23 protein-coding genes are annotated in these 26495 nt (G+C 63.0%); 13 read left to right on the top strand and 10 right to left on the bottom strand.

Annotation, left to right across the window (positions count from 1 at the left end; all coding sequences use genetic code 11):
* Positions 1-47: 47 nt before the first annotated feature.
* Positions 48-1280, top strand: a complete 1233-nt coding sequence (locus JFN91_RS16600; RefSeq protein ID WP_199390304.1) for a multidrug effflux MFS transporter — start codon at positions 48-50, stop codon at positions 1278-1280.
* 61 nt (positions 1281-1341) lie between these two features.
* Here JFN91_RS16600 and JFN91_RS16595 read toward each other — a convergent pair whose 3' ends face one another.
* Positions 1342-2748: a hypothetical protein gene (locus tag JFN91_RS16595; protein WP_199390303.1), complete on the bottom strand. Its 1407-nt coding sequence runs from the start codon at positions 2746-2748 to the stop codon at positions 1342-1344.
* Positions 2749-2829: 81 nt separating this feature from the next.
* Complete coding sequence (locus JFN91_RS16590) at positions 2830-3072, bottom strand: hypothetical protein (RefSeq protein ID WP_199390302.1); 243 nt, start codon at positions 3070-3072, stop codon at positions 2830-2832.
* A 213-nt stretch (positions 3073-3285) separates the two neighbouring features.
* Here JFN91_RS16590 and JFN91_RS16585 point away from each other — a divergent pair, with 213 nt between their 5' ends.
* Positions 3286-4509 (top strand): ISL3 family transposase, encoded by a 1224-nt coding sequence (locus JFN91_RS16585; RefSeq protein WP_199390301.1) that lies wholly within the window; start codon positions 3286-3288, stop codon positions 4507-4509.
* A gap of 143 nt (positions 4510-4652) precedes the next feature.
* Here the strand turns inward: JFN91_RS16585 and JFN91_RS16580 are convergent, their stop codons facing one another.
* Both JFN91_RS16580 and JFN91_RS16575 read right to left on the bottom strand, forming a co-directional pair.
* Positions 4653-5555 (bottom strand): protoglobin domain-containing protein, encoded by a 903-nt coding sequence (locus tag JFN91_RS16580; RefSeq protein ID WP_199390300.1) that lies wholly within the window; start codon positions 5553-5555, stop codon positions 4653-4655.
* 320 nt (positions 5556-5875) lie between these two features.
* Positions 5876-7423 (bottom strand): SulP family inorganic anion transporter, encoded by a 1548-nt coding sequence (locus tag JFN91_RS16575; RefSeq protein WP_199390299.1) that lies wholly within the window; start codon positions 7421-7423, stop codon positions 5876-5878.
* 360 nt (positions 7424-7783) lie between these two features.
* Between JFN91_RS16575 and JFN91_RS16570 the strand changes: the two genes are divergently transcribed.
* The 3 genes from JFN91_RS16570 to JFN91_RS16560 all read left to right on the top strand — a co-directional run bounded on the left by JFN91_RS16570 (position 7784) and on the right by JFN91_RS16560 (position 10615).
* On the top strand, positions 7784-8143 hold the full coding sequence (locus tag JFN91_RS16570; RefSeq protein ID WP_199390298.1) for a CZB domain-containing protein: 360 nt from the start codon (positions 7784-7786) through the stop codon (positions 8141-8143).
* Positions 8144-8480: 337 nt separating this feature from the next.
* Complete coding sequence (locus tag JFN91_RS16565; protein ID WP_199390297.1) at positions 8481-9251, top strand: outer membrane protein OmpK; 771 nt, start codon at positions 8481-8483, stop codon at positions 9249-9251.
* 284 nt (positions 9252-9535) lie between these two features.
* Complete coding sequence (locus JFN91_RS16560; protein WP_199390296.1) at positions 9536-10615, top strand: class I SAM-dependent methyltransferase; 1080 nt, start codon at positions 9536-9538, stop codon at positions 10613-10615.
* Between the two features lie 3 nt (positions 10616-10618).
* Here the strand turns inward: JFN91_RS16560 and JFN91_RS16555 are convergent, their stop codons facing one another.
* Together JFN91_RS16555 and ercA are read right to left on the bottom strand one after the other, a co-directional pair.
* Positions 10619-12688 (bottom strand): hybrid sensor histidine kinase/response regulator, encoded by a 2070-nt coding sequence (locus tag JFN91_RS16555; protein ID WP_199390295.1) that lies wholly within the window; start codon positions 12686-12688, stop codon positions 10619-10621.
* On the bottom strand, positions 12672-13832 hold the full coding sequence (gene ercA / locus JFN91_RS16550; RefSeq protein ID WP_199390294.1) for an alcohol dehydrogenase-like regulatory protein ErcA: 1161 nt from the start codon (positions 13830-13832) through the stop codon (positions 12672-12674). The genes JFN91_RS16555 and ercA overlap by 17 nt, the downstream gene beginning before the upstream one ends.
* A 345-nt stretch (positions 13833-14177) precedes the next feature.
* Here ercA and JFN91_RS16545 point away from each other — a divergent pair, with 345 nt between their 5' ends.
* Positions 14178-15785, top strand: a complete 1608-nt coding sequence (locus tag JFN91_RS16545) for a methyl-accepting chemotaxis protein (RefSeq protein ID WP_199390293.1) — start codon at positions 14178-14180, stop codon at positions 15783-15785.
* Positions 15786-15840: 55 nt separating this feature from the next.
* Here the strand turns inward: JFN91_RS16545 and cowN are convergent, their stop codons facing one another.
* Both cowN and JFN91_RS16535 read right to left on the bottom strand, forming a co-directional pair.
* Positions 15841-16146: a N(2)-fixation sustaining protein CowN gene (gene cowN / locus JFN91_RS16540; RefSeq protein ID WP_199390292.1), complete on the bottom strand. Its 306-nt coding sequence runs from the start codon at positions 16144-16146 to the stop codon at positions 15841-15843.
* 20 nt (positions 16147-16166) lie between these two features.
* Positions 16167-16595, bottom strand: a complete 429-nt coding sequence (locus JFN91_RS16535; RefSeq protein ID WP_199390291.1) for an FKBP-type peptidyl-prolyl cis-trans isomerase — start codon at positions 16593-16595, stop codon at positions 16167-16169.
* Between the two features lie 270 nt (positions 16596-16865).
* Between JFN91_RS16535 and JFN91_RS16530 the strand changes: the two genes are divergently transcribed.
* Genes JFN91_RS16530 through JFN91_RS16520 form a run of 3 tightly spaced genes read left to right on the top strand, consistent with a single transcriptional unit; the run spans position 16866 to position 21122 of the window.
* Positions 16866-17663 (top strand): substrate-binding periplasmic protein, encoded by a 798-nt coding sequence (locus JFN91_RS16530; protein ID WP_199390290.1) that lies wholly within the window; start codon positions 16866-16868, stop codon positions 17661-17663.
* A gap of 23 nt (positions 17664-17686) precedes the next feature.
* A complete protein-coding gene (locus tag JFN91_RS16525; RefSeq protein WP_199390289.1) occupies positions 17687-18472 on the top strand; it encodes a substrate-binding periplasmic protein in 786 nt (261 codons plus the stop codon).
* A 13-nt stretch (positions 18473-18485) separates the two neighbouring features.
* Positions 18486-21122, top strand: a complete 2637-nt coding sequence (locus JFN91_RS16520) for a hybrid sensor histidine kinase/response regulator (RefSeq protein ID WP_199390288.1) — start codon at positions 18486-18488, stop codon at positions 21120-21122.
* Positions 21123-21139: 17 nt separating this feature from the next.
* On the opposite strand, the gene JFN91_RS16515 is transcribed toward JFN91_RS16520, so the two are convergent.
* Positions 21140-22711, bottom strand: a complete 1572-nt coding sequence (locus tag JFN91_RS16515; RefSeq protein WP_199390287.1) for a 4Fe-4S binding protein — start codon at positions 22709-22711, stop codon at positions 21140-21142.
* Positions 22708-23589, bottom strand: a complete 882-nt coding sequence (locus JFN91_RS16510) for a DUF362 domain-containing protein (RefSeq protein WP_199390286.1) — start codon at positions 23587-23589, stop codon at positions 22708-22710. Before JFN91_RS16510 ends, JFN91_RS16515 begins: the two co-directional genes overlap by 4 nt.
* Before the next feature lie 332 nt (positions 23590-23921).
* Here JFN91_RS16510 and JFN91_RS16505 point away from each other — a divergent pair, with 332 nt between their 5' ends.
* The 4 genes from JFN91_RS16505 to JFN91_RS16490 all read left to right on the top strand — a co-directional run bounded on the left by JFN91_RS16505 (position 23922) and on the right by JFN91_RS16490 (position 26479).
* Entirely contained in the window at positions 23922-24104 is a 183-nt protein-coding gene (locus JFN91_RS16505) for a MerR family transcriptional regulator (protein ID WP_199390285.1), read from the top strand.
* Positions 24105-24153: 49 nt separating this feature from the next.
* Positions 24154-24699, top strand: coding sequence for a MerR family transcriptional regulator (locus tag JFN91_RS16500; protein WP_199390284.1), 546 nt, complete (start codon positions 24154-24156; stop codon positions 24697-24699).
* Positions 24700-24788: 89 nt separating this feature from the next.
* Complete coding sequence (locus tag JFN91_RS16495; RefSeq protein ID WP_199390283.1) at positions 24789-25214, top strand: four-helix bundle copper-binding protein; 426 nt, start codon at positions 24789-24791, stop codon at positions 25212-25214.
* Positions 25215-25276: 62 nt separating this feature from the next.
* Positions 25277-26479, top strand: a complete 1203-nt coding sequence (locus JFN91_RS16490) for a hypothetical protein (protein WP_199390282.1) — start codon at positions 25277-25279, stop codon at positions 26477-26479.
* The last annotated feature ends 16 nt before the right edge of the window (positions 26480-26495 follow it).

Here is a 26495-nt window from a genome sequence, read left to right as displayed (position 1 = left end):
TGCCGGATTAGTTGCATGTTGCAACTTCTTGCAGCGAGGTTTCACGCATGGGTTTCACCAAGGCAGCAACAATGACTCACCCCGCCGAAATGAACCGGCGCCAGATGACCGTGTTCGTCCTCATCCTGGGCGCCCTGACTGCCTTCAGCGCCATGTCCATCGACATGTACCTCCCGGCCTTCCCGCAGATGGCCCGTGATCTCAAGGTGCCGCTCAGCACGGTGCAGCTCTCGGTGTCGGCCTTCCTGTTCGGCTCGGCAGCGGGGCAGCTTTTCTACGGGCCGCTGGCGGACCGCTGGGGGAGGCGCCGGCCGCTGCTCCTCGGGCTGTCCCTGTACGTCGCCTCGACCATCGGCTGCGCCACGGTGCACAGCGGCAGCGGCCTATTGGTCTGGCGGGTGGTGATGGCGCTGGGGGGCGGGGCGGGCATGGTCATCTCCCGCGCGGTGGTGCGCGACCTCTACGACACCGCGGAGGCGGCCCGCATGTTCTCTCTGCTCATGCTGGTCATGGGGCTCGCGCCGATCCTGGCGCCGGTGGCGGGTGGGCAGATGCTGCTCCTCACGGGGTGGCGGGGGATCTTCCTTTTCCTGGGTGTGTTCGGGCTGGCTTCGCTGGTTGCGGCGGCGCTGGCGCTGCCGGAATCGCTCCCCGCGGAGCGACGCATCCGGCGCAGCGCCTCGGACATGGCCGCGGTGTACTGGCACCTGCTCAAGAACCGCCACTACCTGCGCTACGCCGTCGCCCTCGGCTGCGTGGCCGGGGTCAACTTCTCCTACATCTCGGGGGCTCCCTTCGTCTTCATCGAGCTGCACGGGCTCTCGCCCCAGTTTTTCGGCGTCTTCTTCGGCGTCAACGCCTGCGGGCTGATCGGCGCCTCCCAGGTGAACCGGCGCCTTTTGCGCCGCTACTCCCCCGCGGCCATTGCCCGCAGCGCCTTCATGGTGGCAGGCGGTGCCGGTATCGCGCTCATCGCGGCGACGGCCACCGGTTTCGGCGGGTTCCCGCTGCAGATGGTCCTTATCTTCGCAAGCCTGTGCATGACCGGTCTGCTCTACCCCAACATCACCGCGCTGGCACTGGCCCCGTTCGAGAAGGCGGCCGGGAGCGCCTCGGCCCTTTTGGGGACCATCCAGTACCTGCTAGGCGCCTCCGGGGGTGCGCTGGTCGGCGCCTTCCACAACGGCACCGCCCTCCCCATGACCGGCACCATGGCGCTGTGCGGCGCGCTCGGTTTTGCGGCCGTGCTCGGGGCCGGACGCAACAAGGCGCAACAGTAGCGGTTCCTGTTGCGCCTTGTTGTGATCCCCTGTTGTCTTAGTCGCTACACCGCCATGTCATTCATCTGTGCAGCCGCTCCCTCTTCAACGCCTCGTGCCACAGCACCAGGACGTTACTCTCCTCGCAGCACAAGTAGTCTACCGTGCACTTAAGCTCCTTGACGGTCTCAAAGATCAGGCCGGTCAGTCGCCTAGCCTCCTCGCGCGAGATATCGCTCCACCGGCAGACGTTCTGCACCACGCTTTGCTGCAGGGAGGCATAATCGAGCGGGGTCGTCTGGTTGAAGTCGCAAGCGATATAGAGCTGGCCTACGATTTCCTTTATCCGGTCGTAATCCATGCTGTTGCGGCACATGAAGGCCTGGATGCTCCTGAGGATATGGCGGTACATCAGCAGGGCTCGCAGCCACCATGCCGTGGCGCATGAAAAGACCACACCGGTGGCGGCAAGGAGCAGCATGTTATGGTACGTATAGCCAAAAAAGTTGCAGCCGGATCGAACGATGAGCCAGCAGGATGCCGGGAGCATCAGGGTGGGAAGAAAGGCGAGTGAAGGGTAGAACGCCGCGGTGGCAGAAAAGGTGCGGAAATCGTGTTTGAGGTTGGTGAACCCGATCACCATCAGGACCAGCGATGCCGCGGAGAAAAAGAAGCCGATCCCGGCATACATCCCCGAGACCATGGAGAGCCGGTGGTGGTCGAGAAAGCGGCAGGTCAACTCGGAGCTCCCCGCCAGGATGATGGAGCCAAACGCCGCAGCCAGCAGGTAGGTGGTCTGCGAACAGTGGTTCAACTCGTGGTAGTGCTTCTTGAGAGAGTGGTTGTCGACGGCGATTTCCCTGATCTCGCTCAACTCCGTGATGAGCATGTTGTCCATCTTCATGGTGCAGCCGCCAGGGGTACCCGTGGGGGTTGTTTCGACGAGGCAGTTTTTCATGATCAGCTGTTTCGGTTCCGAGGCAACGGAGTAGTTCTGCAGGTGCCCGGTAATGGTCTGGTCCTTGAGTACCAGCTTGATCAGCCCCAGTTTCTTCACGCCGCGCAGAAATGCATCCCAGGCGAAATCGTAGCTGAACTCGCGTAAATAAAGGCCGAATCGGCCGTTCACCGAGCGCAGGATGGTCCTGCGGGGCTTTATCTCGGATATGGCGCCTATCACGATGCCGAGACCCACTGCCGCGAGGAGGAAGGGGCTTATTGCCTCCTTGAGCAAACGGTAGATGGTCTCGACCTGCAGCTTGGTGGGGACCGCCTGGGGCGCGATGTCGAAGAGTTCGGGAAACATGATGACGAAACTCACCGGGGAAAACATGAAAAGCCAGAAGCCGATGAAGCCGGCGATCATGGCGGAGAGGTGGAAGGGGAGTTCCTTGAAGATATTATGGCCACAGATGAGGGTGGAGACGTAGAGCGCGACAGAACCGATGAAGCCAAAAATGGCGGAGAGCGCCAGCTTTAACTCGTTCATGGGTATCCTCGTCAGCTGTTGGGCAACCGGTTGGAATGGACGGCGCGAAACGCTTAGAGGATACAAATTAACGGCGAGGCGTCAAGCTGGTCGCGGCTCCTTGGCCTGGAACTCGTCGGTGCGGCAGCAGTAGTAGTCCCTGCTGCACCAGATCATGACCTTGGTGCCGGGGCCGGGTGGGGTGTCGCTGTCGATGGCGAACTGGTGGTTGTCGCAGAGAACGGTCCCGTCCGGGCGCACCTCGGCCAGGTAACGGCCATAGAACAGGGGGGTGAGCGCCGGCGGCGAAATTTCACGTAACTCGATGAGATGGTAGATGTGCATCTAGGACTCCGGTTGTTCCTGCTGCGCTGGTTCCCGTATCGGCATCCCGCCGGTTTTATTTACAGCATTGTTGGAGAAGCAAATCCCCCCTGTCCCCCCTTCGCAAAAGGTTCTTCAGGGAATTTCGGGGAGAATATATAAAAATTAATGCGACAACGGCAGCACTGGGTTATTTTGAGGTTCCCCAACCATCAAAAACTCAGGAGGCCACCGTTGTCGCAACCCGATCTTATATCAATTACCGGAGGGTGGGAAGGTTATCGTGTAGCAAAAACCACTTCTCTGAACATCGGCAATCAAAAGCGAATTGAAGTCGAACTCGTCCCCCTTCAGAGGAAGGAGATGCTTTGCCCGGCATGCGGCGGGCAGTGCAAAGGGGTCCACGAGACTATCAAACGCACAGTTCGAGACTTACCGATACTTGATGCCCAAACCTACCTGATCGTGCATCGGCGAAGATTTCTGTGCCCGCAATGTGGGCCGATTCTCGAAGGCCTGCCGTGGCTGGGCAAGTACTCCCGGGTCACCAAGAGGCTCGCTGATAGCGTTGCCAGACTCTGTGGGGTGCTGGCGGTCAAGCACGTAGCAGAGCTTTTTGGCCTGTCCTGGGGCCAAGTTAAAGACATCGACAAGCGGTACCTAGAGCAGCGTTTTGGCACCGTCGATCTCTCGGGGGTCGAAGTCATAGGCATGGATGAATTTGCCCTTCACAAGGGGCATCGCTATGCCACAGTTATTGTTGAGCCTTACCGCAAAGAAGTCCTTTTTGTTGCTAAAGGTAGGGGCCGCGAGAGCATCAGACCTTTCTTCGAGAAACTTGGTCATGACGGCTGCAGCCGCCTCAAAGCAGCTGTGATGGATATGAACGGTGCTTATGAGGAGGAAGTGAAAGCTAATTGTCCTCAGGCAGCGATCGTTTATGACCTCTTCCACGTTGTTGCAAAGTACAGCAGAGAGGTCTTGGATCGGGTCCGCAATGCTGAAGCTGACCGGCTCAAAGATGACAAGAAAGCCCGCAAGGTCATCAGAACATCCCGCTGGTTGTTGCTCCGTAACAGGCTAAATTTAAAGGGTGATGCCATGCTCCGGTTGCAGGAGTTACTGGACGCTAACCAGAACCTCCTGACGGTTTACCTGCTAAAAGACGATCTCAAGCAGCTATGGCGCTTCAAGCGGACCGAGGAAGCCGAGTTGTTCTGGGAGCAGTGGTACCGACGAGCAATTGAAAGCAAGATTCCACAGCTTGAGCTGTTTGCCAACCGGCTGCAGGTGTACCTCCAGGGCATCCTAAATCACTGCCTTTGGCACCTGCACACCGGCATCCTCGAAGGCATCAACAACAAGATCAAAGTGATAAAGAGAATGGCCTATGGTTTCCGGGACCATGACTACTTCTTTCTCAAGATCAGAGCAGCTTTCCCCGGAATTCCCCGATGAACCTCGCAAAAGGGGGGGACGTGAGGTCACCTGCCGCGCCTGGTGGGCTGGTTTATCGGCAAAAGAAAAGGGCGCCCCCGTGTCGGTGGCGCCCTTCTTCGTTATCGATGCTGCCGGGACGGCTAAGACGGGTTACGTCACGATCAGGAGTGGGCGCCGTTGTGCTGGCTCTTGGCCACCAGGTAATAGACGATGCCCAGGATGAGGAGCGTGCCGGCCAGAAAGGCCTGGGTCTCCAGGGCGTCGTGGCGCAGGGTCGAGATGAGGATCTCGCGGATCAGGGCCACGATGATCACGCCGATGAAGATGAGGATGTTGAACTTGCCCCCCTTGAGCGTCTTGATCTCGTTGTCCATGAGCTCGATCATCATCCAGAGGATCAAAAGCGAGCCGAGCGCGGACAGGATCCCCTTCTCGAAGTCACCCCGGAAGATGTGGACCAGGTCCCAGAAAAAGAGGCTCACCACGGAGAGCGACACGCCGGCCAGGGCGATCACCAGGATGAGGTTGAGGCCGTAGGTGAAGCGCTCGGCGGCGTGGATCAACTGGGACTCCAGTCGATGCGATACGAAGACCCGGCGCAGTTCCTCCTCCTGGTACGAGGTGCTCATGATGTCCAGGTTGATGTCGAGGATCTTCTCCACCGCGATCCGGTACTTGCGGCGCACCGAGATGTCCGGGAAATTGGCCTGCAGCATCTCGATCAGGAAGCGGCGCACCACGTTCATGGCGGCGTTGACGTAGTGGGCGCTCACCTTGATGCGCACGTGCGCCTGGCCGATGGACTGCAGGGTGAGCATGTACTCGTTGTCGTAGCGTCCGCAGAACAGGGAGAGAAACCACTCGGCGTGGGTCTTCTTGAGCCGGGCCAGGTCCTTGGGTTCACGCAGAAAGACCGCCGTCTCGGGAATTTTCAGAAGGTAGGTGTAGAAATCTTCCACCATCGCGTCGCTTTTGCTTTGGGCCAGGGGAAAGAGCTCTTTGAGCAGTTCCGCGTCCGTGTCGGTGAAGTAATAGTGGTTCTTTATTTCCTGCATGGTAAGCATCAATTCTCTCCTGCGACAGCTCATAACTGTAGTTTATGACAGTAGCCAATCCGGAAAAACGGGGGACAACCAATGCTAACACACGGTGATCCTTTTGCCAGGGGCGTATACGCGTGTTGTGGCGATGAAAAAAGGCAAAGAGAAACCTGATTAGTGACAATCTTCCGCGCTAATGCCCTCTCCCGCTGGGAGAGGGTGCCCGAAGGGCGGGTGAGGGAGGTGCCACGAAGCGGCGCCATTGCCTATTGCAGCGCCCTCACCCCAGCCCTCTCCCGGAGGGAGAGGGGGATGGGCATCTTGGCGGAATCACTCTCGGAGGGTCATTCCCCCGCGGCAGAGGCGGAGCCGACCAGGGAGAGGAGCCAGAAGCTGAACGCCATGGCGGCGTAGCCGGCGGCCAGGTGCCACACGATGGGCTGGGGCGGGGCCAGGGGGGAAAACATGGCGCCAGAGGCGAGCGGCGAGTGGATGATGCCGCACAGCGACAGGGCCGAACAGAGCAGCAGGTAGACCGCGGCCTTGCCGGGGCGGTGGTCCAGCACGTTGGCGAAGGCGGCGCCCCACAGGAGCGAGGTGACGATGAAGCCGTTGCCGAGGATGGTGGTGGCCTGCCAGGTGGCCAGGAGGTCTCCGGTAAGGTCGGCGGCACTCTTGCCCAGGCCGCCCAGCATCTGCCCGAATTCGATGGTGGTGAGGCAGGCGATTACCGGGATGAAGGAAACGGCGACGGCGCGGTAATGGGTCTTCTTCGTGGCCTCGAAGGCCTGGGCGGTGATCTCGATGCCGATGAAGATCAGGATCGGCGCGACCGCGGCCTCCGGGAGCAGGCCCACCAGGAAGGAGAGATATCCGGTGACGGCGGCGGCGCCGATGAAAAGGGCGGTGGCGATGGTGTAGCCGGCGCGTCCCCCCATGTCCTTGTAGGCGGGATGGCCGATGTAGGGGCAGGACTGCATGACGCCGCCGCACATACCGGCGACGAGGGTGGCGACCCCTTCGACCAGGAGGATGTCGCGGGTGTTGTAGTCGTCCCCGGCGACCGCGGCGCTCTCGGTGACGTCGACCCCGCCGACAACGGTGGCCAGGGCGAAGGGGATGGCCAGCGGCAGGTAGCCGAGCGCCCGTGGGACGCCCCCCAGGAACTCGAGGGAGGGGAGCGGCAGGTACAGGGCGAGCTGCGGCGCGGCAAGGGGGGCGGGAGCACCGCCCGGGAGCAGGCCGGCTGCCCCGAGGAGGTAGTAGGCCACGGTGCCGACCGCGATGCCGGCCAGGGCTCCGGGAAGGCCGAGCGGGAGCCGGTAGCGCGCCAAAAGCGAAATGAAGACGATGCCCAGCGAGAGGAAGCCCACCACCGGCGAGGCGAACAGCTTCAAAAAGGGAAGGTAGGCGATCAGGAGCAGCGCGACCGCGGCGATGCTCCCCAATAGCCCCGCGCGCGGGATGCTTCGTCTCAGGGCGGGGCCGAAGAAGGAGGCCGCCACCTTGAACACCCCCATGAGGACGATGGTAGCCATGCCGACCTGCCAGGTGAGGTGGGCGTCCTTCGTGGCCAGGAAGCAGGGGCCGATGACCCCGAAGGCCATGCCGAAGGTGGAGGGGGTGTCGAGCCCCAAGGGCATGGCGGTGACGTCGCTGCGCCCGGTCCGGCGCGCCAGGCGCCAGGCCAGCCAGGAGTAGAGCAGGTCGCCCAGCAGCACGCCCACCGCGCTGCCCGGGAGCATCCGGGACAGGACCAGGTCGCGCGGCATGCCGAACACGCCGGTGAGGATGCCGGCCATGATCACCAGGCCCGACATGTTGTCCAGCATCAGCCCGAAAAAGGCGTTGACGTCGCCTGCGGCAAAAAGTATCGGTTTGTTGGTATTCATGTGGTCGGCCTCCTCAAGGAGGGTCAAAATTGCCATAGCATCTGGCTGTTTGCAAGACCAATGTCGCGTGAACCGGCGCCGGGCACTTGAGTGGATGTGGGGCAATTGGCGCAGTTTTTGTGGTGACTGGAGAGGGATTGCTAAAAAACTGGTAAATGCCTGCCCGGGTGCTCATCAACCGTTTCACGTTTATTCTAATGATTTCAGTAGGAAAAGTGTTCTGAGGCGGCGGCCCCACAAGATGTGAATTTCATAATTGTGATTTGGAATACTTGTTGCTGATTCCCACTTGGACCAAAAACCGGCTCTGACGGCTGAAGTTTCACCTTGTCACATAAAAATCCACGGAAGGTGAGCAAAATGGAAAAGCAAGAGATCAGCAACGCCATCACTGAGCATGCGATATACAAAGTGAAGCTGAACGAGATGATTCGCAAGGGGGAACTGGAAAATCACCATGGCCCCTGCACCGAGACCGATTGCCAGTTCGGCAAATGGTTTTACGGCACCGCCGTTTCCTCCCGCCATCGTTCCTCCTACTTCTACAAGCAGGTCAAACAGCTGCACGGCGAGTTCCACGAAGTTGCCTGCCGCATCGCCGGCCTGGCCGCCGAGGGTGACACCGAGCAAGCCCAAAGACTCATGGACCACGAGGGCGAGTTCAGCCAAGTCTCCAACAAACTCATGGAAACGCTGATGAGATGGCGCGACCTGGTCTGACCAATTTTTCAAACTGTTTAATTAGATCAAAAAAAGGTGAACTGCGCCGAAAAACGTGCTAGCTTTACGCCGCTTTTGAAGCGGAAACGTTTGACAAGGTGAGTCGCGCCCGCAAGGGCGCAGCGGTTCGTCTCCTGCGCTGTATCCCCCTTTAGCAGAGCAACCACCCCAGCCTGCGACTTTCCCCGAAGAGAGTGCCCCTGTCGACCCATACCGGTACGGCCCACCGCTGCCCGTGACGCTGCGCTGCGTCTGTGCCTTGCGCCGTCGACAATCCCTGAAGTGCGTTTTTCAGCTACCGCCAGGTAGTCAGCATGTACCACAAAAGGAGAGCACCTTGAAGAAGAGATCGATCCGTAGCGCCCTGTCCACCGGCTTCAAAGCCCTGGCCCTCGCCGCCCTGCTGCTGGCGCCTTTCGCCGCCCAGGAGGCGCAGGCCGGCATGACCCTCTGGAACGAGACCAACATCCAGACCCTGTGGGGCGGGCAGTTCAAGAACCCCTACAGCGGCACCAAGGGGACCCAGTCCACCATCACCATCGAGCATGCCAATGCCTGGAAGTACGGCGACAACTTCCTCTTCTTCGACGTGACCAACGCGGAGAAGGACAAAACCGGCATCTACGGCGAACTTTCCCCGAGGCTTTCCCTGGGCAAGATCACCGGTCACGACCTCTCCGCACCCTTCGTCAAGGACGTGCTGCTGGCAGGTACCCTGGAGATGGGGCAGGGCTTTCGCAATTACCTCTACGGCGTCGGCCTGAGCCTCAACCTGCCCAAGTTCAACTTCGCCGACCTTAACGTCTACGTGCGCAACGACCCCAAGCAGCCGGGCAGCACCTACCAGGTGACCCCGTGCTGGCAGCTTCCGTTCACCGTGGGTAAAGCCAACATGATCTTCGAAGGCTTCACCGATATCGCCGGCAGCGAGGGGAACCTGGCCTTCAACATCGACGCGCAGCCCCGCCTGCTGCTCGACCTGGGCAAGTTCTGGGATGCCCCGAACAGCGTCTACTTCGGCACCGAGGTGATCTACTGGCACAACAAGTACGGCGTATCGGGCGTGAACGAGTTCGCGCCGCAGGCGATGCTGAAGTTCGTGATGTAGGTCGGTGCGGCACCTGCTGCGCAGCCGCGAATACAATAGAAACAGGAAGGGGGCCGGGATGTCGACGGCCCCCTTTTTTTCGGGGCTTTTGACGACGAGCGGTCAAAAGTCCCCCTTTAACAAAGGGGGAGGGGACTGGCTCCGCCAGGTGCCTGTCCCCCTAGGGTTTTGTCAAGCTAGGCGGAATGGAGCGTTCCGCAAGAGGGACAGGCACCTAACGGAGCCAGTCCCTTTTCTCATTGGAAGCCTTGCCAACGGGGCTGACGCACGCTAGAGTGTCCCTCATGCCCGAAAGCGTCCGCCAACACTACGAGCTCTACCCCTACCCGGACTACCCCCTCTTCGCCTCGGTGCGCCGCCGCGATACCTACGCCAACAACCTGGACGCCCTCTGCTCCCTTTTCAACGGCGAACTCCCCCTCCCTGGATCCCGCATCCTCATCGCCGGCTGCGGCAGCTTCGCACCGTATCCCTTCGCGCTGGCCAATCCCGGCGTCCCGATCACCGCACTGGACCTCTCCCGCAAGAGCCTGAAGCGGGCACGGCTGCACTGCCTGCTGCACGGTATCTCCGGCGTCGATTTCGTCCCCGGGGACCTCTGTGACCCTGCCCTCGCGACCGGCCCTTACGGCTTCATCGACGCCTACGGCGTGCTGCACCACCTGGAGGAGCCTCAGGCGGGGCTGCGTGCGCTGGCGGCTCGGTTGGGGGAAGGGGGCATCCTGAGGGTCATGGTCTACAGCCACTACGCGCGCCGCGAGGAGGACTCGATCCGGCGGGCGCTCAGGCTCTTGAAGGTGCGGGACCCGGAACAGGTGAGGAGGATGGTGCGGCGCAGCGGACAGGACTCCCGCTTGCGGGCCTTCTTCGAGAGCTCAGAGGAGGTCGGCAGCCGCTCGGGGCTCGCCGATGCGCTGCTCCATCCGCAGGTGACCAGCTACCGGATCGATGCCCTGCTGGAACTGATCGCCGGCAGCGGGCTGACGCTCTTACGCTTCGCGCACCGCGGGGCGCTGCCGGAGCCTGAGCTGGAGATCGCCAGGATTCGGGCCCTGGAAACTAAGCAGGAGGCGCCGGGGAATTTCGTGCTCTACCTGGGACGCAACTGCGCGGGGGGGTGCCCGGAGGGGGACGGTGTGTTTCGGCTGAACCCGTGCCTTGCTGCGGCGTTCTCGGGCTGGCGCCCGGGTACGCTGCACCTCCCGGGGCGGCTCGGGCACAAAAATGCCGCCCTGGACGGTGCCGAGCGCCGCTTCCTGCGCCGCTTCCGCAACCCCGTCCCGGCGGCTGATCTCTCCCCCACCGAACTCGCCCGGGCCGGCGCCTACGCCGACCGCCTTTTCCTCATGCACAGCCGCGCCTGATCCTCAGGCGTCCAGCATCTCCCGGACCTTTTTCAGCAGTTCCCGTGGGCGCACCGGCTTCATGAGCAGCTCCGTTCCCTCCTCGAGCAGGTCCCGGCTCTTGATGATGTCCATGGTGTAGCCGCTGGTGTAGAGTACGCGCGCGTTCGGGTCGATCTCCCTGATCCCCTTGCAGGCGTCCTTGCCGCTCATCCCGGGCATGATCATGTCCATGAGCACGAGCGAGATCTCCCTGCCGAACTGCCGGTACTGCTGGATCGCCACGGCGCCGTTTTCCGCCATGATGACCCGGTATCCCGCGCCGGAAAGGATCTGCTCCAAAAGGACGCGCAGGTCGGCCTCGTCCTCGACCACCATGATGGTCTCGCTCCCCCCCTTGGGCTGTTCCACATCCCGCAGCGCCGCCTCGGCCAGGGGACTGGTGACGCTGAGCGGCAGGTAGATGCGGAAGGTGGTGCCGATGCCGGGCTCGCTGTAGACGTTGACGAAGCCGGAGTGCTGCTTGATGATCCCGTACACGATGGACATGCCCAGGCCGGTCCCCTTGCCCACGTCCTTGGTAGTGAAGAAGGGTTCGAAGATCCTCTTCCTGGTGGCGTCGTCCATGCCGACGCCGGTGTCCGAGATGGAGATCACCGCGTAGGGGCCGGGTTCGCCGATGCCGTTGGCCTGGACGAAGCCGGCGTCGATGCGCTGCAGCGAGGTCTCCACGGTGAGCAGCCCCCCCTGCGGCATGGCATCGCGTGCGTTGGTGGACAGGTTCACCAGGACCTGCTCGATCTGGTTGGCGTCGATGTCCACCGGCAGTGGGTGCCCGGCAAACGCGGCACGCAGCTGCACGTCCTCGCCGATGATGCGGGACAGGAACTTCTCCACGCGCCGGATCACCTCGTTGAGGTCCGCGGTCTGTGTCTTGATCACCTGCTTGCGGCTGAAGGTCAATAGCCCCGAGGTGAGCTGCGCGGCCTTGTCCGCCGCATCCATGATCCGGTCCACCTGTTCGCGGTGCGCTGCCGCCAGCGTGGCGTCGTTTCTGAGCATGCTGCCGTAGCCCAGGATGACCATGAGGATGTTGTTGAAGTCGTGGGCGACCCCGCCCGCCAGCTGCCCGATCGCCTCCATCTTCTGGGACTGCACCAGCTTCTCCTCGAGCTGCTTGCGCTCGGTGATGTCCTCGGCGATGCCCAGCAGGTAGCGGGCCTTGCCCTGCTCGTCCAGCAGCGGGATCTTCTTGGTGCGCAGCACCCGGTCGCCGAACGGGGTGGAGACCACCTCCTCCGGGACCTCGACCAGCTGGCGCCGCTCCAGGGTTTCCTGGTCCTTCTGGCTGAAGAACTGCGCCTGCTCCGGCGGGAAGAGCTCGTCGTTGCCCTTGCCCAGGATCTCTCTGCGGGAGTAGCCGAGCAGCTCCTCGCCGTACTTGTTGATGGTGATGAAGCGCAGGTGCTGCGCGTCCTTGGCGAAGATCATGGCCGGGATGTGGTCCACGATGTTCTTGAGGAACTCCTCGCTCTGGCGCAGCGCCTCCTCGACGGCGCGCCTCTGGGTGATGTCGCGGGCGACCGCCAGCACGTAGGCGCGATCCCTGAAGTGCATCCGGTTCAGCATCAACTCGGCCCAGAAGCTGCCGCCGTCGTTGCGGTACAGCTCGGTGACGATCAGGTCGCGCACCTCTGCATCCTCGTCGCTACTGATCAGCGCGACGGCGGCGGGGTTGTCCTGCAGGTCGGAAAGGTCGAAGAGGGATTTTTGCAGCAGTTGATCCCGGCTCCAGCCCAGCTGCCGGCAGGCGGATTCGTTGAGGTCGACGATCCTGCCGGTCAGCACCTCGACCAGGAAGATGGCATCGTTGCTGTGGTCCAGGAAAGCCTTGAGGCGCTCCAGTTCCTCCAGGCGCTGTTGCAGCTCGGGGTAGTAGGTCTTGCGCATGGAGTTTTCCCCGAGCCCGGCCAGCTTGCGCTGCAGCGCCTCAAGCGCGTCCTGCGGGGGGGGATCGGCGGTGTCGTCGGTGTCGGCGGGATCCCGGGAGGTGTCGGAGTCGTCGGGGGGACGAGGGTCAGAGGGATTCTTCATAGACGACCTCGATATCCTTCTTGGAGGCGCGACGCGGGTTGGTGGCCATGCAGGGATCCTTCAGCGCATGCTCGCTGTAGAGCTTCAGGTCGTCGCGCCCGACCCCGACTTCCGCCAGGGTGCGTCCCACCCCCGCCTCGGCCTTGAGCTTGCGGACGTACTCCAGCAGGCGCTTCTTCTTCTGGGGGAGGGTGAGCCCTCGCAGGTCCAGCCCGAAGGCCTCCGCGATCTTCTCGAAACGCTCGGGCGCCGCATCGAAGTTGAACTCGATGACGTGGTCCAAAAGGATGGCGTTGCATTCGCCGTGGGCAAGGTCGAGGGCGCCGCCAAGGCTGTGCGCCATGGCGTGGTTGGCGCCCAGGATGGCGTTGGAAAAGGCAAGGCCGGCCTGGAGGCTCCCCATCATCACCTGGCTTCTGAACTCTTCGTTGTCGAGGTTGCGGATGCTGGGGATGAGGTTCACGGACAGGAGCTTGAGCGCCTCCAGCGCGTGCAGGTCGGTCATGGAGGAGCTTGCGGTGGAGACGAAGGCCTCGATGGCATGGGTCATGGCATCGAGCCCGGTGCAGGCGGTCAGGTAGGCATCCATGGTGATCAGCGTGACCGGGTCGATCAGTGCTATGTCGGGCACCACGGACTTGCTGATGATGGCGATCTTCACCCTCTCGCGCGGGTTGCTGATGATGGTGAACTGCGACACGTCGGCGGAGGTGCCGCCGGTGGTCGGGATGCAGATCAGCGGGGGCATGGGGGCCTTGACCATGTCGACCCCCTCGAACTCGAGGATGTGCTTGTGGTTGGAGGTGACGATGCCGATCCCCTTGGCGCAGTCGATGGGGCTGCCGCCCCCCACCGCCACCAGGGCGTCGCAGTGTTCCGCCTGGTACAGGGCGACGCCGGCCATCACCTCGTCGGCCTTGGGGTTGGGGGTGAGCGCGGTAAAGAGGACCCAGGAAACGCCGGCGGCATCGAGGCTGTCGGTGACGTCCTTGGTCCATCCCGCCTGGACCACCCCGGGGTCCGAGACCACCAGCACCTTGCGCCCGCCCAGATTCTTCGCGTAGCGCCCGGCCAATTCCCGGGCTCCCGCACCGAAGATGAACTCCGGGGCAAGAAACTTTCTCAGTTGCAAACCTTCCGCCATCTCCCATCTCCTGATTACAGATCGCTCTGTCATAACAGATGTTAAGGGACAACCAATGCGTGGGCAGCTTGTGTAGTCTAGCAGTATTTCTTGTTTTTTACCACGGGAAGCTGGTTTTGTCTTAGGGGTGCCTAATCGGTCATTGCGCGGAAAACTTTAGATAAAATAGGGGACGCTGAAGGAGTGGCGGCATATCCGAGTGCAGACGCCAAGGTGACTGTGACAGCAGCCGGCGTCGCGGGAAAAAGCGCAGCTGCCGTTACCATTCCCCTCATACATCGACAAGCCTCGCCGGCCGATAAGTAAAAGCTGACGCTTGATTACGGCAGGTGACAGGAGGCAAAAATGGCGACCATCCGGGCCAAGATCATCGTGAACATGGCGGTCATGGTGATTACCATCGCCGTCATCGCTACCCTTGAATTCCGCACCATCGCTACCCTCGGCAGGATGCAGGATGAGGGGGCCCAGCGTTCGGACGCAGCGGTGCTGGCCAAGGAAGCTTCCATGGGGGGGCTTGCGCTGTACCGTGTCATAGCCGATGCGGAAATCAACCGGGACCTGGAGGCTACCCTGAAGACATGGCAGGCCAAAAAGGGAGAGGTGCTCAAGAACCTGGAGACCACTGCTGCCGCCGCCGACACTGCCGAGGAAAAGAGCCTGGTGGCGGGGGTGAAGGATGCCATGGTCGCGGTGATCGCAACGTTCGAGCAAAAGATGGTGCCGCTGCTGCTGAGAGGCGACAGCACGGTCCAGGAGGTGCGTGTGTTGGACCGGCAGATCGAAGTGCAGGTGGAAAAGATAGAGTCCCAGATGGACAAGATGAGCGACTCACTGGTCAAGGAGATGCGGCAGTCGGACCAGGACTTCGACACCGAGCGACGCAAGGCCCTGGTCGAAGGTGGTGTCATCGGTCTGGTCGGGGTCCTGCTGCAGGCCGGACTGGGGATCATGCTGCTGAAGGGGATCATGGCATCGGTGAACGCCATGCGTGCGCTGCTGACCGCCGTGAGCGCGGGGGACCTTACCCGGCAGGCGGAGATTGCGACCAGGGACGAGCTTGCCGAGACGGCCAGGGATTTCAACGGCTTCGTGCTGCATCTGCAGGACATGGTGCGGCAGATCGCGGCAACGGCGGATGTGGTAGTGGCTTCGTCGGAGCGACTGAGTTCCGGCGCGGAAAAGATTGCCGCTGCAGCTGAGGAGGTGGCGCAACAATCCGCCACGGTAGCGACCGCCGGGGAGGAGATGTCCGCCACCTCCGGCGACATCGCCCTGAGTTGCCAGCGGGCCTCGGAAGGTGCCACCGTGGCCACCAGCTCAGCCCGGGATGGTGCGCAGGTGGTGGATGCCACCGTTTCTGTGATGGGGCAGATCGCAGCGAAAGTGCAGGAGTCGTCGAGAACGGTGGAAAAACTCGGGGAACGCTCGGACCAGATCGGTGCCATCATCGTTACCATTGAGGACATTGCCGACCAGACCAACCTCCTTGCCCTGAACGCCGCCATAGAGGCGGCCCGCGCGGGCGAACAGGGGAGGGGATTCGCGGTCGTTGCCGACGAGGTGCGTGCGCTGGCGGAGCGTACTACCCGTGCCACCCACGAGATCGACGAAATGATCAAGGCGATCCAGAAGGAGACCAGGGCCGCGGTGGCGGTCATGGAACAGGGGGTAGGGCAGGTGACGGCCGGGACGGCGGAGGCCGCCCGTTCCGGAGAGGCGCTGCGGGAGATCCTGGAGCAGGTGCAGGGTGTGGCCATGCAGGTCAACCAGGTGGCGACGGCGGCAGAGGAACAGACCGCCACCACCAGCGATATCTCACGCAGTATGCAGCAGATCACCGAGACCGTGCGCCAGACCGCCTCCGGCGCCCATGAATCGGCGGCGGCCGCGCACGAACTCTACGGCAGCGCCGAAAAGTTGCAGCGCCTGGTCGGTCACTTCAAACTGTAGCCCACCTCCTCGGGCGCCCCGGGCGGCTATGCCAGGGGCGCCTGCCGCGCCACCTTTAGCAACTCTCCCGCTCTATCCGTTCCAGCAGCCCCAGGGCCGCCTCGTCGTCGTATTCTTCGAAGAGCTCCCGGATGTTGTTGATGTAGGAGTGGACCAGGAACAGCTCGTCCAGACAGCGCCCGCCGTTTTGGTCCGGGTGCCCGACCCGCGCCAGCTTCTTCTTGAACTCCTCCCAAAATGCGTTGCTCTTCTGCGGGTCGTCGATGTGCCGACGCAACTGCACCATCAACTCCTGCGAGTTCTTGTCGCCGTCTATGCCCACGAAAGAGACGTAGCGGTCCGGCTTCTCCTGTTGGTGCATGTGAAGGTCTCCTCGGGTGGCTACCGGATCAGGTCCAGGCGCAGGGCGAAGGTCAGGTTGCAGCCGGCCAGCGGGTGATTGCCGTCCAGGGTCACCGCCTCTTCGCTTACCTCGGTCACCAGCATCACCCGGGCTGCCCCGCCGGAGAACTCGATGCCCAGTTTTTGGCCCGGCTTGATCTCTTTTTCGGCAGGGAAGCTGCCGCGGGCGACGCGGATGACGTTCTCCTTCAGCCGCTCCCCATAGGCTTCCCCGGCGCAGAGAAAGATGTTCCGTGTCTCCGTCGGCCTCATCCCGACGATGGCAGCCTCGAGTGCCGGGAAGATCTCTCCCGCTCCCAAAGTGGCCGTGAGTGGGCCTTCCGCTTCTGTACTGTGGAAGATGGTGCCGTCGTCCAGGGTCCCGATGTAACTTATCGTGATGGTGTCTCCCATCCTGGCTGTGGCCATGATTGCTTCTCCTTCCTCAATGGTTTAAGGGCGTCCCGTTTGGCGCATGGCAGCGGGACCAGGAAAGTAACTGCAACTCTCACACCACGACTACGTGTCTCTTATATGGACATAGGATGTTTGTCGGGGAAGGATTCGATAATTCTGATGCAAACGGCTGTGCCGAGAATCACCTGTTTTATAAAATGTGATATGTTATATCGCGTAACATATAGAGAAATCGGGTACAGATTCTTGTAGCAGTGTCACACTGCCATTGAAAGGGCCGGCATGAGAGTAAGGACCATAGAACTACTGACAGCTCTTGCTCTTCTCCTGGTGAATGCCGTCGGCTCCGGTGCTGCAGAAAAGCCCGCGGTCCAGGATGCCTGCCGGACCGTGGTCTATTCCACCAATCCGCAGTATCCCCCCTACGACTGGAGTAAAGACGGCAGGAGCTTCGACGGCGCCAGCATCGAACTGCTCAACATGGTGCTGCCGCCGGGGGTGTCGGCCAAGCCGGCGCTCTTTCCGTGGAAGCGCTCCATGTTCCTGGCCGAAAGCGGGCAGATCGACCTCCTGGTCAGCCTGCGCATCACGCCGGAGCGGGAGCGGTACCTCGTCTTCACCTCGCACCGCGCCTTTCCCAACCCGATCGTGCTCTTCAAGCGCAAGGACCGCAATTTTCCCTACCGCCAGTGGAAGGATCTGGCCGGCCTCAAGGGGGGGATGAGCGCGGGGGACACCTTCGGGGGCGGTTTCGACCAGTACTGGCGCAGCAACCTGCACATGGAGGAGGCCCCGAGCATGCAGGAAAACTACCAGAAGCTGGACAGCGGCAGGATCGACTACTTCGTCACCAGCCTGTACGCAGGACAGGCGTTTCTCGCCAAACACCCCACCAGCCACGAGATCGTTCCGGTCCTCCCTGCCATCTCCACCCTGGACATCCATTTCGGTTTCAGCAGGAAATCTCCCTGTGCGCCGCTGGCGGAGTACGTGAGCAACAGGCTGCGCGAGCTCGATGCCAAGGGGGTGCCGCAGAAGCTTTTGAAGAAGCACCTGAAGCGCTACATGGAGGGGAGCTGACCTAGGTCACGAAGGGGGGAGCCATGAAAGTGTCAACGATGACGGCCTGCCTGGTCCTGGCCGTGCTGCTCCAGTCCGTACTGCTCCACCCTGCGCTCGCCGGAACCGGTCCCGCCTGCACCAGCCTGGTCTATTCCGCCAACCCCCAGTATCCCCCCTTCCACTGGGCCGTGGGTGAAAAGGGATTCGAGGGGGCGAGCATTGAACTGCTGGCCCTGGCGCTCCCCAAGGGGGTGACGGCGCGCCCGGTGGTGTACCCCTGGAAGCGGGTGCTGTACCTGGCCGAGCAGGGACGCATCGACCTGGTGGTAAGCCTGCGCAAGACGCCCGAGCGGGAGCAGTACCTGCTCTTCACCGGGCACCGTTCCTTCCCCAACCCGGCAGTGGTCTTCGTGCGCAAGGACAGGACCTTACCGGTCCGCTCCTGGCAGGACCTCAAGGGGCACAAGGGGGCCATCAGCCTGGGAGACAGTTTCGGGGAAGAGTTTGACCGCTACTGGCGCAGGGAACTGGACATCAAGGAAGCCAACACCGTGGTGGAGAACCTGAGGCGTCTCGACGCGGGAGACGTGGATTACTTCATTACCGGCAAGTACCCCGGCACCTACTACCTGGACCGGATCGGAAACGGCAGGATCGTCGGTCTCGATACCCCGGTGACCGGCAGGAGCGTCTATTTCGCGTTCAGCAGGAAATCCCCCTGCGCCTTGTTGGTGGACGAGGTGAGCAGGCGCCTGGAAGAGCTGGAGCAGGACGGCACCGCCCAAAAGCTCCTGGAGAAGTACATGAAGTCCCACCCCGCACCCTAGATGGAGGACCCCGATGCCACGCAGCACGTCCCTTTCTTTCCGGATCACGGCCACCCTGGTGACCGTGGCCACGGTCATCCTGACCGTTTTCGCGGCCTCCGCCATAGTGGTATTCCGCGACCGGGAGATGGGGAAACTGCGGCAGGGGGTGAAGACGGACGCCGAACAACTGGCGCCGGCCATTGCCTCGGCACTGTGGAACTTCGACAACGCCCAGCTCGACAAGGTGCTGGACGGCGGGATGAAAAACGGCAACCTCTCCGGCCTCGTCGTGGAGGCGGGCCCCGTTTTCGCCGCACGCAGCCGCGGAGAGCAGTGGGAGGTGGTGAATCGGCCGCCGGTGCAAAAGGACAATGACATCGTGCTGCGGGAGCAGATCCATTACAGAGACGCTCCCGTCGGCATCATGACCATCTCCGCCACCACCAGGTTCCTGGAGAAGGAGCTGCAGACCGCGACCCTGTACTTCGCCGCCAGCATAGCCCTGCTGGACCTGGTACTGGTGCTCGGGCTTTACTGGATCCTCAAGAGGATCGTGCTGAACCCGCTACGGCTGCTGCAGTCGTATGCGGTAGAGGTAAGCGGCGCCGGATCGGCATCGTCCACCACCCTCTCCGGTGTCACCTTCGAGGGGGAAATGGACGTGCTGCGGACTTCCATGGCCAGGATGGTGTCCATGCTGGATGGGCGCTACCGGGAATTGCAGCAGGAGGCGCGCCGCTACAGCGAGAGCGAGAAACGGTTCCGCACCGTGATCGATACCCTTCCCGACCTGCTTTGGCTCAAGGACGCCGACGGTGTCTACCTTTCCTGCAACAAGATGTTCGAGCGGTTCTTCGGGGCGGCGGAGCGCGACATCGTGGGGAAGACCGACTACGACTTCGTCGACCGGGCAACAGCCGACTTCTTCCGCTCCTATGACCGTAAGGCCATCGAGGCAGGAGGGCCCAGCAGGAACGACGAGTGGCTGGACATGGCGGATGGGGAGAGGATCCTGGTGGACGTCATCAAGACCCCCATGTACGACGTGGAGGGGCGGCTGGTCGGGGTGCTCGGCGTCGGGCACGACGTCACCGAGCGCAGGAGGATGGAAGACGAGCTGCGCCACGAGCGCGACCGGGCGCAGAGGTACCTGGACACGGTAGAGGCCCTGATCGTGGCGCTGGACCGGGAGGGACGGGTCACCACCGTGAACCGCAAGGCCTGTCAGCTTTTGGGATACCGGGAGGATGAGCTGATCGGAGTTCCCTGGTTCGAGACCTGCAAGCCGCAGGAGGAGGGGCTCAATACCCGGGAGACCTATGGCCGCGTCATGGCAGGAGAGGTCGAAAACATCGAGTACCAGGTCGATCCCGTGCTGACCAAGGCGGGCGCGGTGGCGCTGATCGCCTGGCACAACGCCCTGCTCAGGGACGAGCGAGGGGAGATCGTCGGCATGTTGAGCGCGGGTGAGGACATTACCGAGCAAAGACGGGCCGAGGAGGAGAAGGACCGGCTGGAGGAACAGCTGCACCAGGCGCAGAAGATGGAATCGGTCGGAAGGCTGGCCGGGGGCGTGGCGCACGACTTCAACAACATGCTGACCGTGATCCTGGGGCATGCGGAGATGGCCCTGATGAAGCTTGCGCCGGGCGACGAGGTGTACGGCAACCTGGAGCAGATCCGCAACGCCGGCAACCGCTCCGCCAACCTCACCAAGCAACTGCTCGGCTTCGCCAGGAGGCAGACCATTGCTCCGAAGGCTATCGACCTCAACGACGCCATTGCCGGGACCCTGAAGATGCTGCAACGCCTGATCAGCGAAGAGGTGCACCTGGCCTGGCATCCGGCGCCCCAGCTTTGGCACATAAAGATGGACCCGAGCCAGTTGGACCAGGTGCTGGCCAACCTCTGCGTTAATGCCCGCGATGCCATTGGCGGGGTCGGGACCATCACCATTGAAACCGCGAACCGGACCGTCGCCGCCGGATACGCGGGCACCCACGTCGATGCCGTCCCCGGCGAGTACGTGGTGCTCTCGGTGAGCGACGACGGCAGCGGCATGGACAAGGAGACCGTCAGCCACATCTTCGAGCCCTTCTTCACCACCAAGGCGGTGGGCGAGGGGACGGGGCTCGGCCTTTCCACGGTCTACGGTATCGTCCGGCAGAACAACGGGTTCATCAACGTCTACAGCGAGCCGGGTAAGGGGAGTACCTTCTCGATCTGGCTGCCGCGCCACCTGGAGTTGGATGAACCCTGCCAGGAGGCGGTGCGGCAGGAGGTGCGGGGCGGGGACGAGACGATCCTGCTGGTGGAGGACGAACCGGCAATTCTAGCCTTAGGCACTTCCATGCTGAAGGGGCTGGGATACCAGGTACTGGACGCCGGCAGCGCTCCGGTTGCCCTTGCCCTGGCCGAAGAGCATTGCGGCCGCCTGCAACTGCTGATTACCGACCTGGTCATGCCGGAGATGAACGGGCGCGACCTGGCCGAGAAGATGAAGTCCCGCTGCCCGGCCCTGAAGGTGATCTTCGTCTCCGGGTACACCGCCGAGGTGATCGCGGAGCGGGGCGTCCTGGACCCCGGCATCAACTTCCTGCAGAAGCCGTTCTCCCTTGCGGACCTGGCCGGCAAGGTGCGCGAGGTGCTCGACGGCCCCGGCAGCTGATCGGCCGCATTAACGGGCTAGGAGCCTCCACCGGCGTACGGGTCGGCATAGGGATCGCTGGGCGGGGGCGCCCCCCCGGCGGGAGCCTTGAGCGGCGTCCGGTCCTTCACCCGAAACACCTCGATAGCGGCCTTTCCTTCCAGCGGACAGACGTTTTCGCAGATGCCGCAGCCGTTGCATAGCTCATCCACCACATAGGGCTGCTGCACAATTCTCTTTATCCCGTCGAAGCCGGTGACCTCTACCCGCTCGGAGCGGATCGCCTTCCCCGGGATGGGGCAGTGCTCCTCACAGACGATGCAGTCGATCCGCTTGGCGAAGGGGAGGCAGTGGTTCTTGTCGAAGACGGCCTTGCCGATCACCTGGCGCTGCTTCTCCTCCTTGGGCAGATCGGGAATGGCGCCGGTGGGACAGACCTGGCCGCACAGGGTGCAGTTGTACTCGCAGTAGCCCAGGCGCGGCACCACCAACGGGGTGTAGATCCCTTCGGCGCCGGCCTGGAAGAAGGCGGGGTAGAGCGCGCTTCTCAGGCAGACCTTCATGCACTCGCCGCAGCGCACGCATTTCTTCAGGAATTCGTCCTCGTCGCGCACCCCCGGCGGGCGTAGCAGCTTCGCCTCGGCGGTCGGTTCGCGGAACCGGAATCCCCTGGCCAGGACCACCCCGCCCAACAGTCCCCCGAGAAACACGCGCCGTTCCATGACCGTGCCGACCTGAGGGCGAGCTCCGGTAAACCGGAAGCGGACCCGCCGCGACGGGCAGCGCAGGGCACACTCCATGCAGAGGATGCATTCCTCCGTCTGCAGGAGATCCTGATCGAACGAGGTGGGGCAGTGCTCGCGGCAGGCCTGGCAGTCGGCGCAGAGCTTCGCGGGGGTGCGGCGCAGGGGCCCCAGGCGGGAAACCAGCCCGAGCAGCGTCCCCAGCGGGCAGAGGCGGCGGCACCAGGCCCGCCTTTCGTAGCGCTCCAGGAACAGGATCAGCACGAACAATAGCGCAGAGAGAAAGGCGAGCGGGTACAGCGTTTCCCGGAAGGGGAGCAGGTAGTCGCGCAGCAGGCGGTAGCCGGGGTCGAGAACGTCGCGCCGCTCCCCCATGACGGTGTAGAGGGAGCGCCAGCCGCCGCGCACCGTGTCCCCGAAGAGGGGATGAAAGAAGAAGGTGAGCGCGCGTAGCAGCAGCGCGATCGGGTCGAGCAGGCCGGCGAGGTTCACCCCGAGCAGGGAGGCGGTCAATAGCGGCAGCAGCAGCCAGTACTTGGCGCGGCCGGTAAGGGCGCGCACGGCGCCGACCTTGCGGATTCTGCCGGTGACGAGGTCGAGGATGGTCCCCAGCGGGCAGATCCAGCCGCAGAAGAATCTACCGAGGAACAGGGCGGCAACAAGTACGACCAGGCCGGGGAGGAGCAGCGGCAGATAGGCCTTCGCAGCCAGCATGGTGCTGGCGGCGGTGAGCGGGTTGGCGCGGAAGAAGCCGTTCACCGCGGCCACGATGCGGTCGCTCCCCCGGTACTCGGTCATCAGGAACAGGACCAGGAACAGGGCGAGGAACAAAAGCTGGGAGATGCGGGCGGTGGTGACCTTTTTCACACCCGGACGATCCTCATTTTGTCGAGGTCCATCTCGCCCAGTCCGCGCTGGTACGCGGCACGGGTCACGGCGATGTCGGCGGGCTTCAGCCCGAACAGGGTGGTGGCGTAGGCGTCGGCGGCGACGATGTCGGTGCAGGCGATCACCTGGTTCAGGATCTTGACGTCGGCGAGGTTGCCGCCCTGCGGTCCATGGGCGGTGAGGATCCTGGTGGCGTCGATCAGGGTGAGGTGGGGACGGAAGGAGGCGTTCACGTCGGCGAGCGCCTGGTCGATGTTCTTGTGGATGGAGCCGCGGTTGCCCCCCATGATGCCCATCACGTTCTTCATGCCCAGGGTGAGGCGGCTCAGGCCGTGGTGCTTGGCCACCGGGAGATTGATGTAGACGTCGGCGGAGAGCGCCTCGCCGTAGAGCTCCCACTCCTTGAGAACCTTGCCGTTCAGGGCCACCTTCTTGAAGCGCTCCTCCTCGAGGTGCTTCACCTCCACGTTTTTCATCCCCTTCAGTGCCGACTCAATACCGCTGGAGGCGTAGCAGCGTCGCGGATCATTGCAGGTCCGGTCGAAGACCTTCACCCTTTTCGCGCCCGCCTTCAGGCATTCCTCCACCACCGTTTTCACCACCACCGGATTGGTGGTGGCGGCGTACTCGGGTGTGCGGTCCCAGCCGATGTTCGGTTTCACCACCACGGTCTGTCCCGGCTTCACGAAGTGTTGCATCCCGCCCAGTGCCGAGAGCGCCTTGCGGGTGATGCCGGCGTGGTCGGTCCCTTGCGCCACCGCCACCACCGGTCCTTGTGCCGCGAACAGGTTGCGCAGCCAGCCATGCAGGAAAAGAGATGACATGCCCAGTATCTTGATGAACTGCCGTCTTTCCATGGAAACCTCCCGGCAAAGATGTGAGCGGCGTGACGCCAGCTCTCATTATATGGGGGAGCGTCGTGAATTCAACGCGTGCTGACGAAAAACGGGCAGGGCCCGAGCATCGCCTCACATCTCTCGCCCTCGAACGCACAACGCACAACGCAGAACCGAGAACGCAGAACGCAGAAGGCAAACGTAGAACGTAGAACGTAGAACGTTGAACGTTGAACGTTGAACGTTGAACGTTGAACGTCTTTGGTTTTTTCTATTGACCCGTCTACAGCTTCACGGTTTAGTATTCCTGCTGTCATGGCCATGACGCCACTAACAGCAAAAGGAGCGACACTATGAGCAAGGTAACGGTAGAGGAGTGGACGGCCCGGTTCCGGGCCATCGGGCTGGACGACGCGGCCATGGAACAGTGGCACCGCCTGTTCGAGCGGGAGAACCCGGAAGGGCACCAGGAGTTCCTGGAGTTCCTGGGGCTTCCCCCCGAGCGCATCGCAGCCATCTGCAAGCATCACGCCTGACACAGCGGCCCCGGGGTCGCCCGGGGCCGTTTCCTTCGCAGGAGGCATCATGTACCGTATCAGCCAGTTGGCCCGCAAGTTCGGGCTGTGCCGCAGCACGCTGCTCTACTACGACCAGGAAGGGCTCCTCTCGCCTTCCGGGCGCAGCGACGCCGGCTACCGCCTCTACTCCGAGGCGGACCTGGAGCGCCTGGCGGCCATCGTCTCATTCCGCAAGGCCGGCCTTTCGGTGGAGGAAACCCGCGCCGTTTTGGAGTCGGAAGAGGGGGAGGCATCGGTGCTCAGGAAGCGCCTGGCGGCTATCGGCGCGGAGATCCGCGCCCTGCAGGCCCAGCAGCACCTCCTGGCCCGGATGCTCCGGGTGCAGTCGGAAGGTGGGCTCCCCGAGAGCGTCGACAAGGAGACCTGGGTGGCCATGCTGCGCGCCGCGGGGATGGACGACCAGGCCATGGCAACCTGGCATGCAGAATTCGAACGGCGCGCGCCCCAGGCGCATCAGGCCTTTCTGCTCAGCCTCGGCATCTCCGAGCAGGAGACGCAGGTGATCAGGGAGTGGTCCGCGGCCGCGGCGGACGGGGTTTCCCCGCAGCGCTAGAACTTCCCTCCTCGCGTTGAATTCTCCAGGCATGTGGTTAGAATGTGCTAATTGTTCGCAGCCATTCCAACCTGACCAAGGAGAACTGCATGAAAACAACAGAGATGTTCGCTGCCCACCCCAGAAAACTCACCATGGACGTCACCGCCATTACCGAGTGCATCAAATCGCTGGTCGAGTGCGCCGACGTCTGCACCAGCTGCGCCGACGCCTGCCTCGGCGAGCAGATGGTGCAGAACCTCACCAAGTGCATCGGGCTCAACCTGGACTGCGCCGACATCTGCCAGACCACCGCCCGTATTCTTGCCCGCCAGACCGATCCCGTCCCCCAGCTGCTCAGGACCCAGCTCGAGAGCTGCGCCGTCGCCTGCCGCCTGTGCATGCAGGAGTGCGAGGTCCATTCCGAGATGCACCAGCACTGCCGCATCTGCCGGGCCAGCTGCCAGAATTGCGAAAAGATCTGCCAGGACCTGATCTCGCGCCTGTCAGAGGGGACCAGGACCACCTTCCTCTAACAGCACCGGGGCGGCTGCGGCCGCCCCCATCCTGAACCGGGACAAAGACCGGGAGGCTGCCCATGAGCAAGCTGGCCTGTAACGTCGTTGCCTATCGACCCGATCCGGAAATGCTGGCCGCACGTTTCCAGTCGCGCCAGGTGGAGGCGCTGCTGGAGCAGGCGGAGGGGCTTCTGGCACGCGCCGTGACGGAATTCCGTGAATATGCGGCTCTGGACCGGGGCTGGCAGGAAATGAGCCACGACCTGGAGATCCTGGAGCAGGAACTGGAACTGGACCGGCGGAGCGTCGAAGGGGAGGAACCGGCGCCGGAGGAGGAACCTGCTCCGGAACCGGTGGCGGTCGAGGGGCAGGAAAAGGAACAGGAAGAACCGCCGCACGCAGAGGGGGAGGGCGAGGCCGCAGTAGAGGGGGCAGCCGAGGAAGAGGGGGCCTCTGAGGCCCCCATGGTCGAGGAGCCGATTACCGTTACCAGCATGCTGGAACTGCGCGGCGAGTCGATCCGGCGCAGGAAGGAGCTCGCGGGCGCGGGAGGACCGCTGGCGCTCGACGAGCAGCGCGACCTGGTGCTCAGGCGCCTGTGCCGCGACTACGAAGAGGGGCTGAACCGGGTGGCGGTGGCGGAGGAAGGGTTGCGGCGCATCTTCGGCTACGAGGTCGCCTCGCCGCTCAGTTCCTGGTCGGAGACCCTGGGGGCATCCCTCGCCAGCAACATCATCTGGACCAGGAATGCGCTGGAGTGGCTCACCCTCTACCAGCAGGGAGAGCAGGCCTTCACCCGCGCCTTTTCGGTCCGCGCCCTGATGAACCGCAACGCGTGGGGGCAACTGCGCCATGCCCGGGACAGCTTCTCGGTGCGGCTCCAGATCCCGGCTGAGCTGTTCCAGGGCTTCGAGAACTGCCGCTTCCGCGGCGTGAGCGCGTCGCTGCTCGGCGAGGCGGGTGGGGTGCCATGGTCGGCGCTGCTGCGGCTCCCGGAGGCGGCCTATTACCAGAGGTCCGGCCAGCGGGTGGAGGTGGACCAGCGTGAACTGCCCCAGATCATCCTGGGGCGGGTGGAGAACCGGCGCTCCGTGCGCCGCTCCGAGTTCTGCGGCATGGCCACCCACCTCAACGCGAGCCCGGTGGGACGGCAGGCGAACGAAGGACAATGGTACGTGGAACTGCTTCGGCCGGTGGGTGCGGCTTCGGAGCAGTTCGCCCAGGTGGAGGACCTGGTGATCGAGGTGAAGGTTTCTGCGGTGGCACAGAGGACGGAACGTTGAGGGATGCCGGCGCATC

The sequence above is a fragment of the Geomonas anaerohicana genome, from assembly GCF_016458305.1.
In the GTDB taxonomy this organism is placed as follows: Bacteria; Desulfobacterota; Desulfuromonadia; order Geobacterales; family Geobacteraceae; genus Geomonas; species Geomonas anaerohicana.
This window is presented reverse-complemented; position numbering and strand designations above follow the sequence as displayed.

What these genes read in the sequence shown, in the direction of transcription:
- JFN91_RS16580 (WP_199390300.1), bottom strand. Translation starts at nt 5,555, where the DNA reads ATGCTTACCATGCAGGAAATAAAGAACCACTATTACTTCACCGACACG.
- JFN91_RS16530 (WP_199390290.1), top strand. Translation starts at nt 16,866, where the DNA reads ATGAGAGTAAGGACCATAGAACTACTGACAGCTCTTGCTCTTCTCCTG.
- JFN91_RS16510 (WP_199390286.1), bottom strand. Translation starts at nt 23,589, where the DNA reads ATGGAAAGACGGCAGTTCATCAAGATACTGGGCATGTCATCTCTTTTC.
- JFN91_RS16490 (WP_199390282.1), top strand. Translation starts at nt 25,277, where the DNA reads ATGAGCAAGCTGGCCTGTAACGTCGTTGCCTATCGACCCGATCCGGAA.
- cowN (WP_199390292.1), bottom strand. Translation starts at nt 16,146, where the DNA reads ATGCACCAACAGGAGAAGCCGGACCGCTACGTCTCTTTCGTGGGCATA.
- JFN91_RS16590 (WP_199390302.1), bottom strand. Translation starts at nt 3,072, where the DNA reads ATGCACATCTACCATCTCATCGAGTTACGTGAAATTTCGCCGCCGGCG.
- JFN91_RS16555 (WP_199390295.1), bottom strand. Translation starts at nt 12,688, where the DNA reads ATGAAGAATCCCTCTGACCCTCGTCCCCCCGACGACTCCGACACCTCC.
- JFN91_RS16520 (WP_199390288.1), top strand. Translation starts at nt 18,486, where the DNA reads ATGCCACGCAGCACGTCCCTTTCTTTCCGGATCACGGCCACCCTGGTG.
- JFN91_RS16570 (WP_199390298.1), top strand. Translation starts at nt 7,784, where the DNA reads ATGGAAAAGCAAGAGATCAGCAACGCCATCACTGAGCATGCGATATAC.
- JFN91_RS16495 (WP_199390283.1), top strand. Translation starts at nt 24,789, where the DNA reads ATGAAAACAACAGAGATGTTCGCTGCCCACCCCAGAAAACTCACCATG.
- JFN91_RS16500 (WP_199390284.1), top strand. Translation starts at nt 24,154, where the DNA reads ATGTACCGTATCAGCCAGTTGGCCCGCAAGTTCGGGCTGTGCCGCAGC.
- JFN91_RS16595 (WP_199390303.1), bottom strand. Translation starts at nt 2,748, where the DNA reads ATGAACGAGTTAAAGCTGGCGCTCTCCGCCATTTTTGGCTTCATCGGT.
- JFN91_RS16505 (WP_199390285.1), top strand. Translation starts at nt 23,922, where the DNA reads ATGAGCAAGGTAACGGTAGAGGAGTGGACGGCCCGGTTCCGGGCCATC.
- JFN91_RS16560 (WP_199390296.1), top strand. Translation starts at nt 9,536, where the DNA reads ATGCCCGAAAGCGTCCGCCAACACTACGAGCTCTACCCCTACCCGGAC.
- JFN91_RS16575 (WP_199390299.1), bottom strand. Translation starts at nt 7,423, where the DNA reads ATGAATACCAACAAACCGATACTTTTTGCCGCAGGCGACGTCAACGCC.
- ercA (WP_199390294.1), bottom strand. Translation starts at nt 13,832, where the DNA reads ATGGCGGAAGGTTTGCAACTGAGAAAGTTTCTTGCCCCGGAGTTCATC.
- JFN91_RS16600 (WP_199390304.1), top strand. Translation starts at nt 48, where the DNA reads ATGGGTTTCACCAAGGCAGCAACAATGACTCACCCCGCCGAAATGAAC.
- JFN91_RS16545 (WP_199390293.1), top strand. Translation starts at nt 14,178, where the DNA reads ATGGCGACCATCCGGGCCAAGATCATCGTGAACATGGCGGTCATGGTG.
- JFN91_RS16525 (WP_199390289.1), top strand. Translation starts at nt 17,687, where the DNA reads ATGAAAGTGTCAACGATGACGGCCTGCCTGGTCCTGGCCGTGCTGCTC.
- JFN91_RS16535 (WP_199390291.1), bottom strand. Translation starts at nt 16,595, where the DNA reads ATGGCCACAGCCAGGATGGGAGACACCATCACGATAAGTTACATCGGG.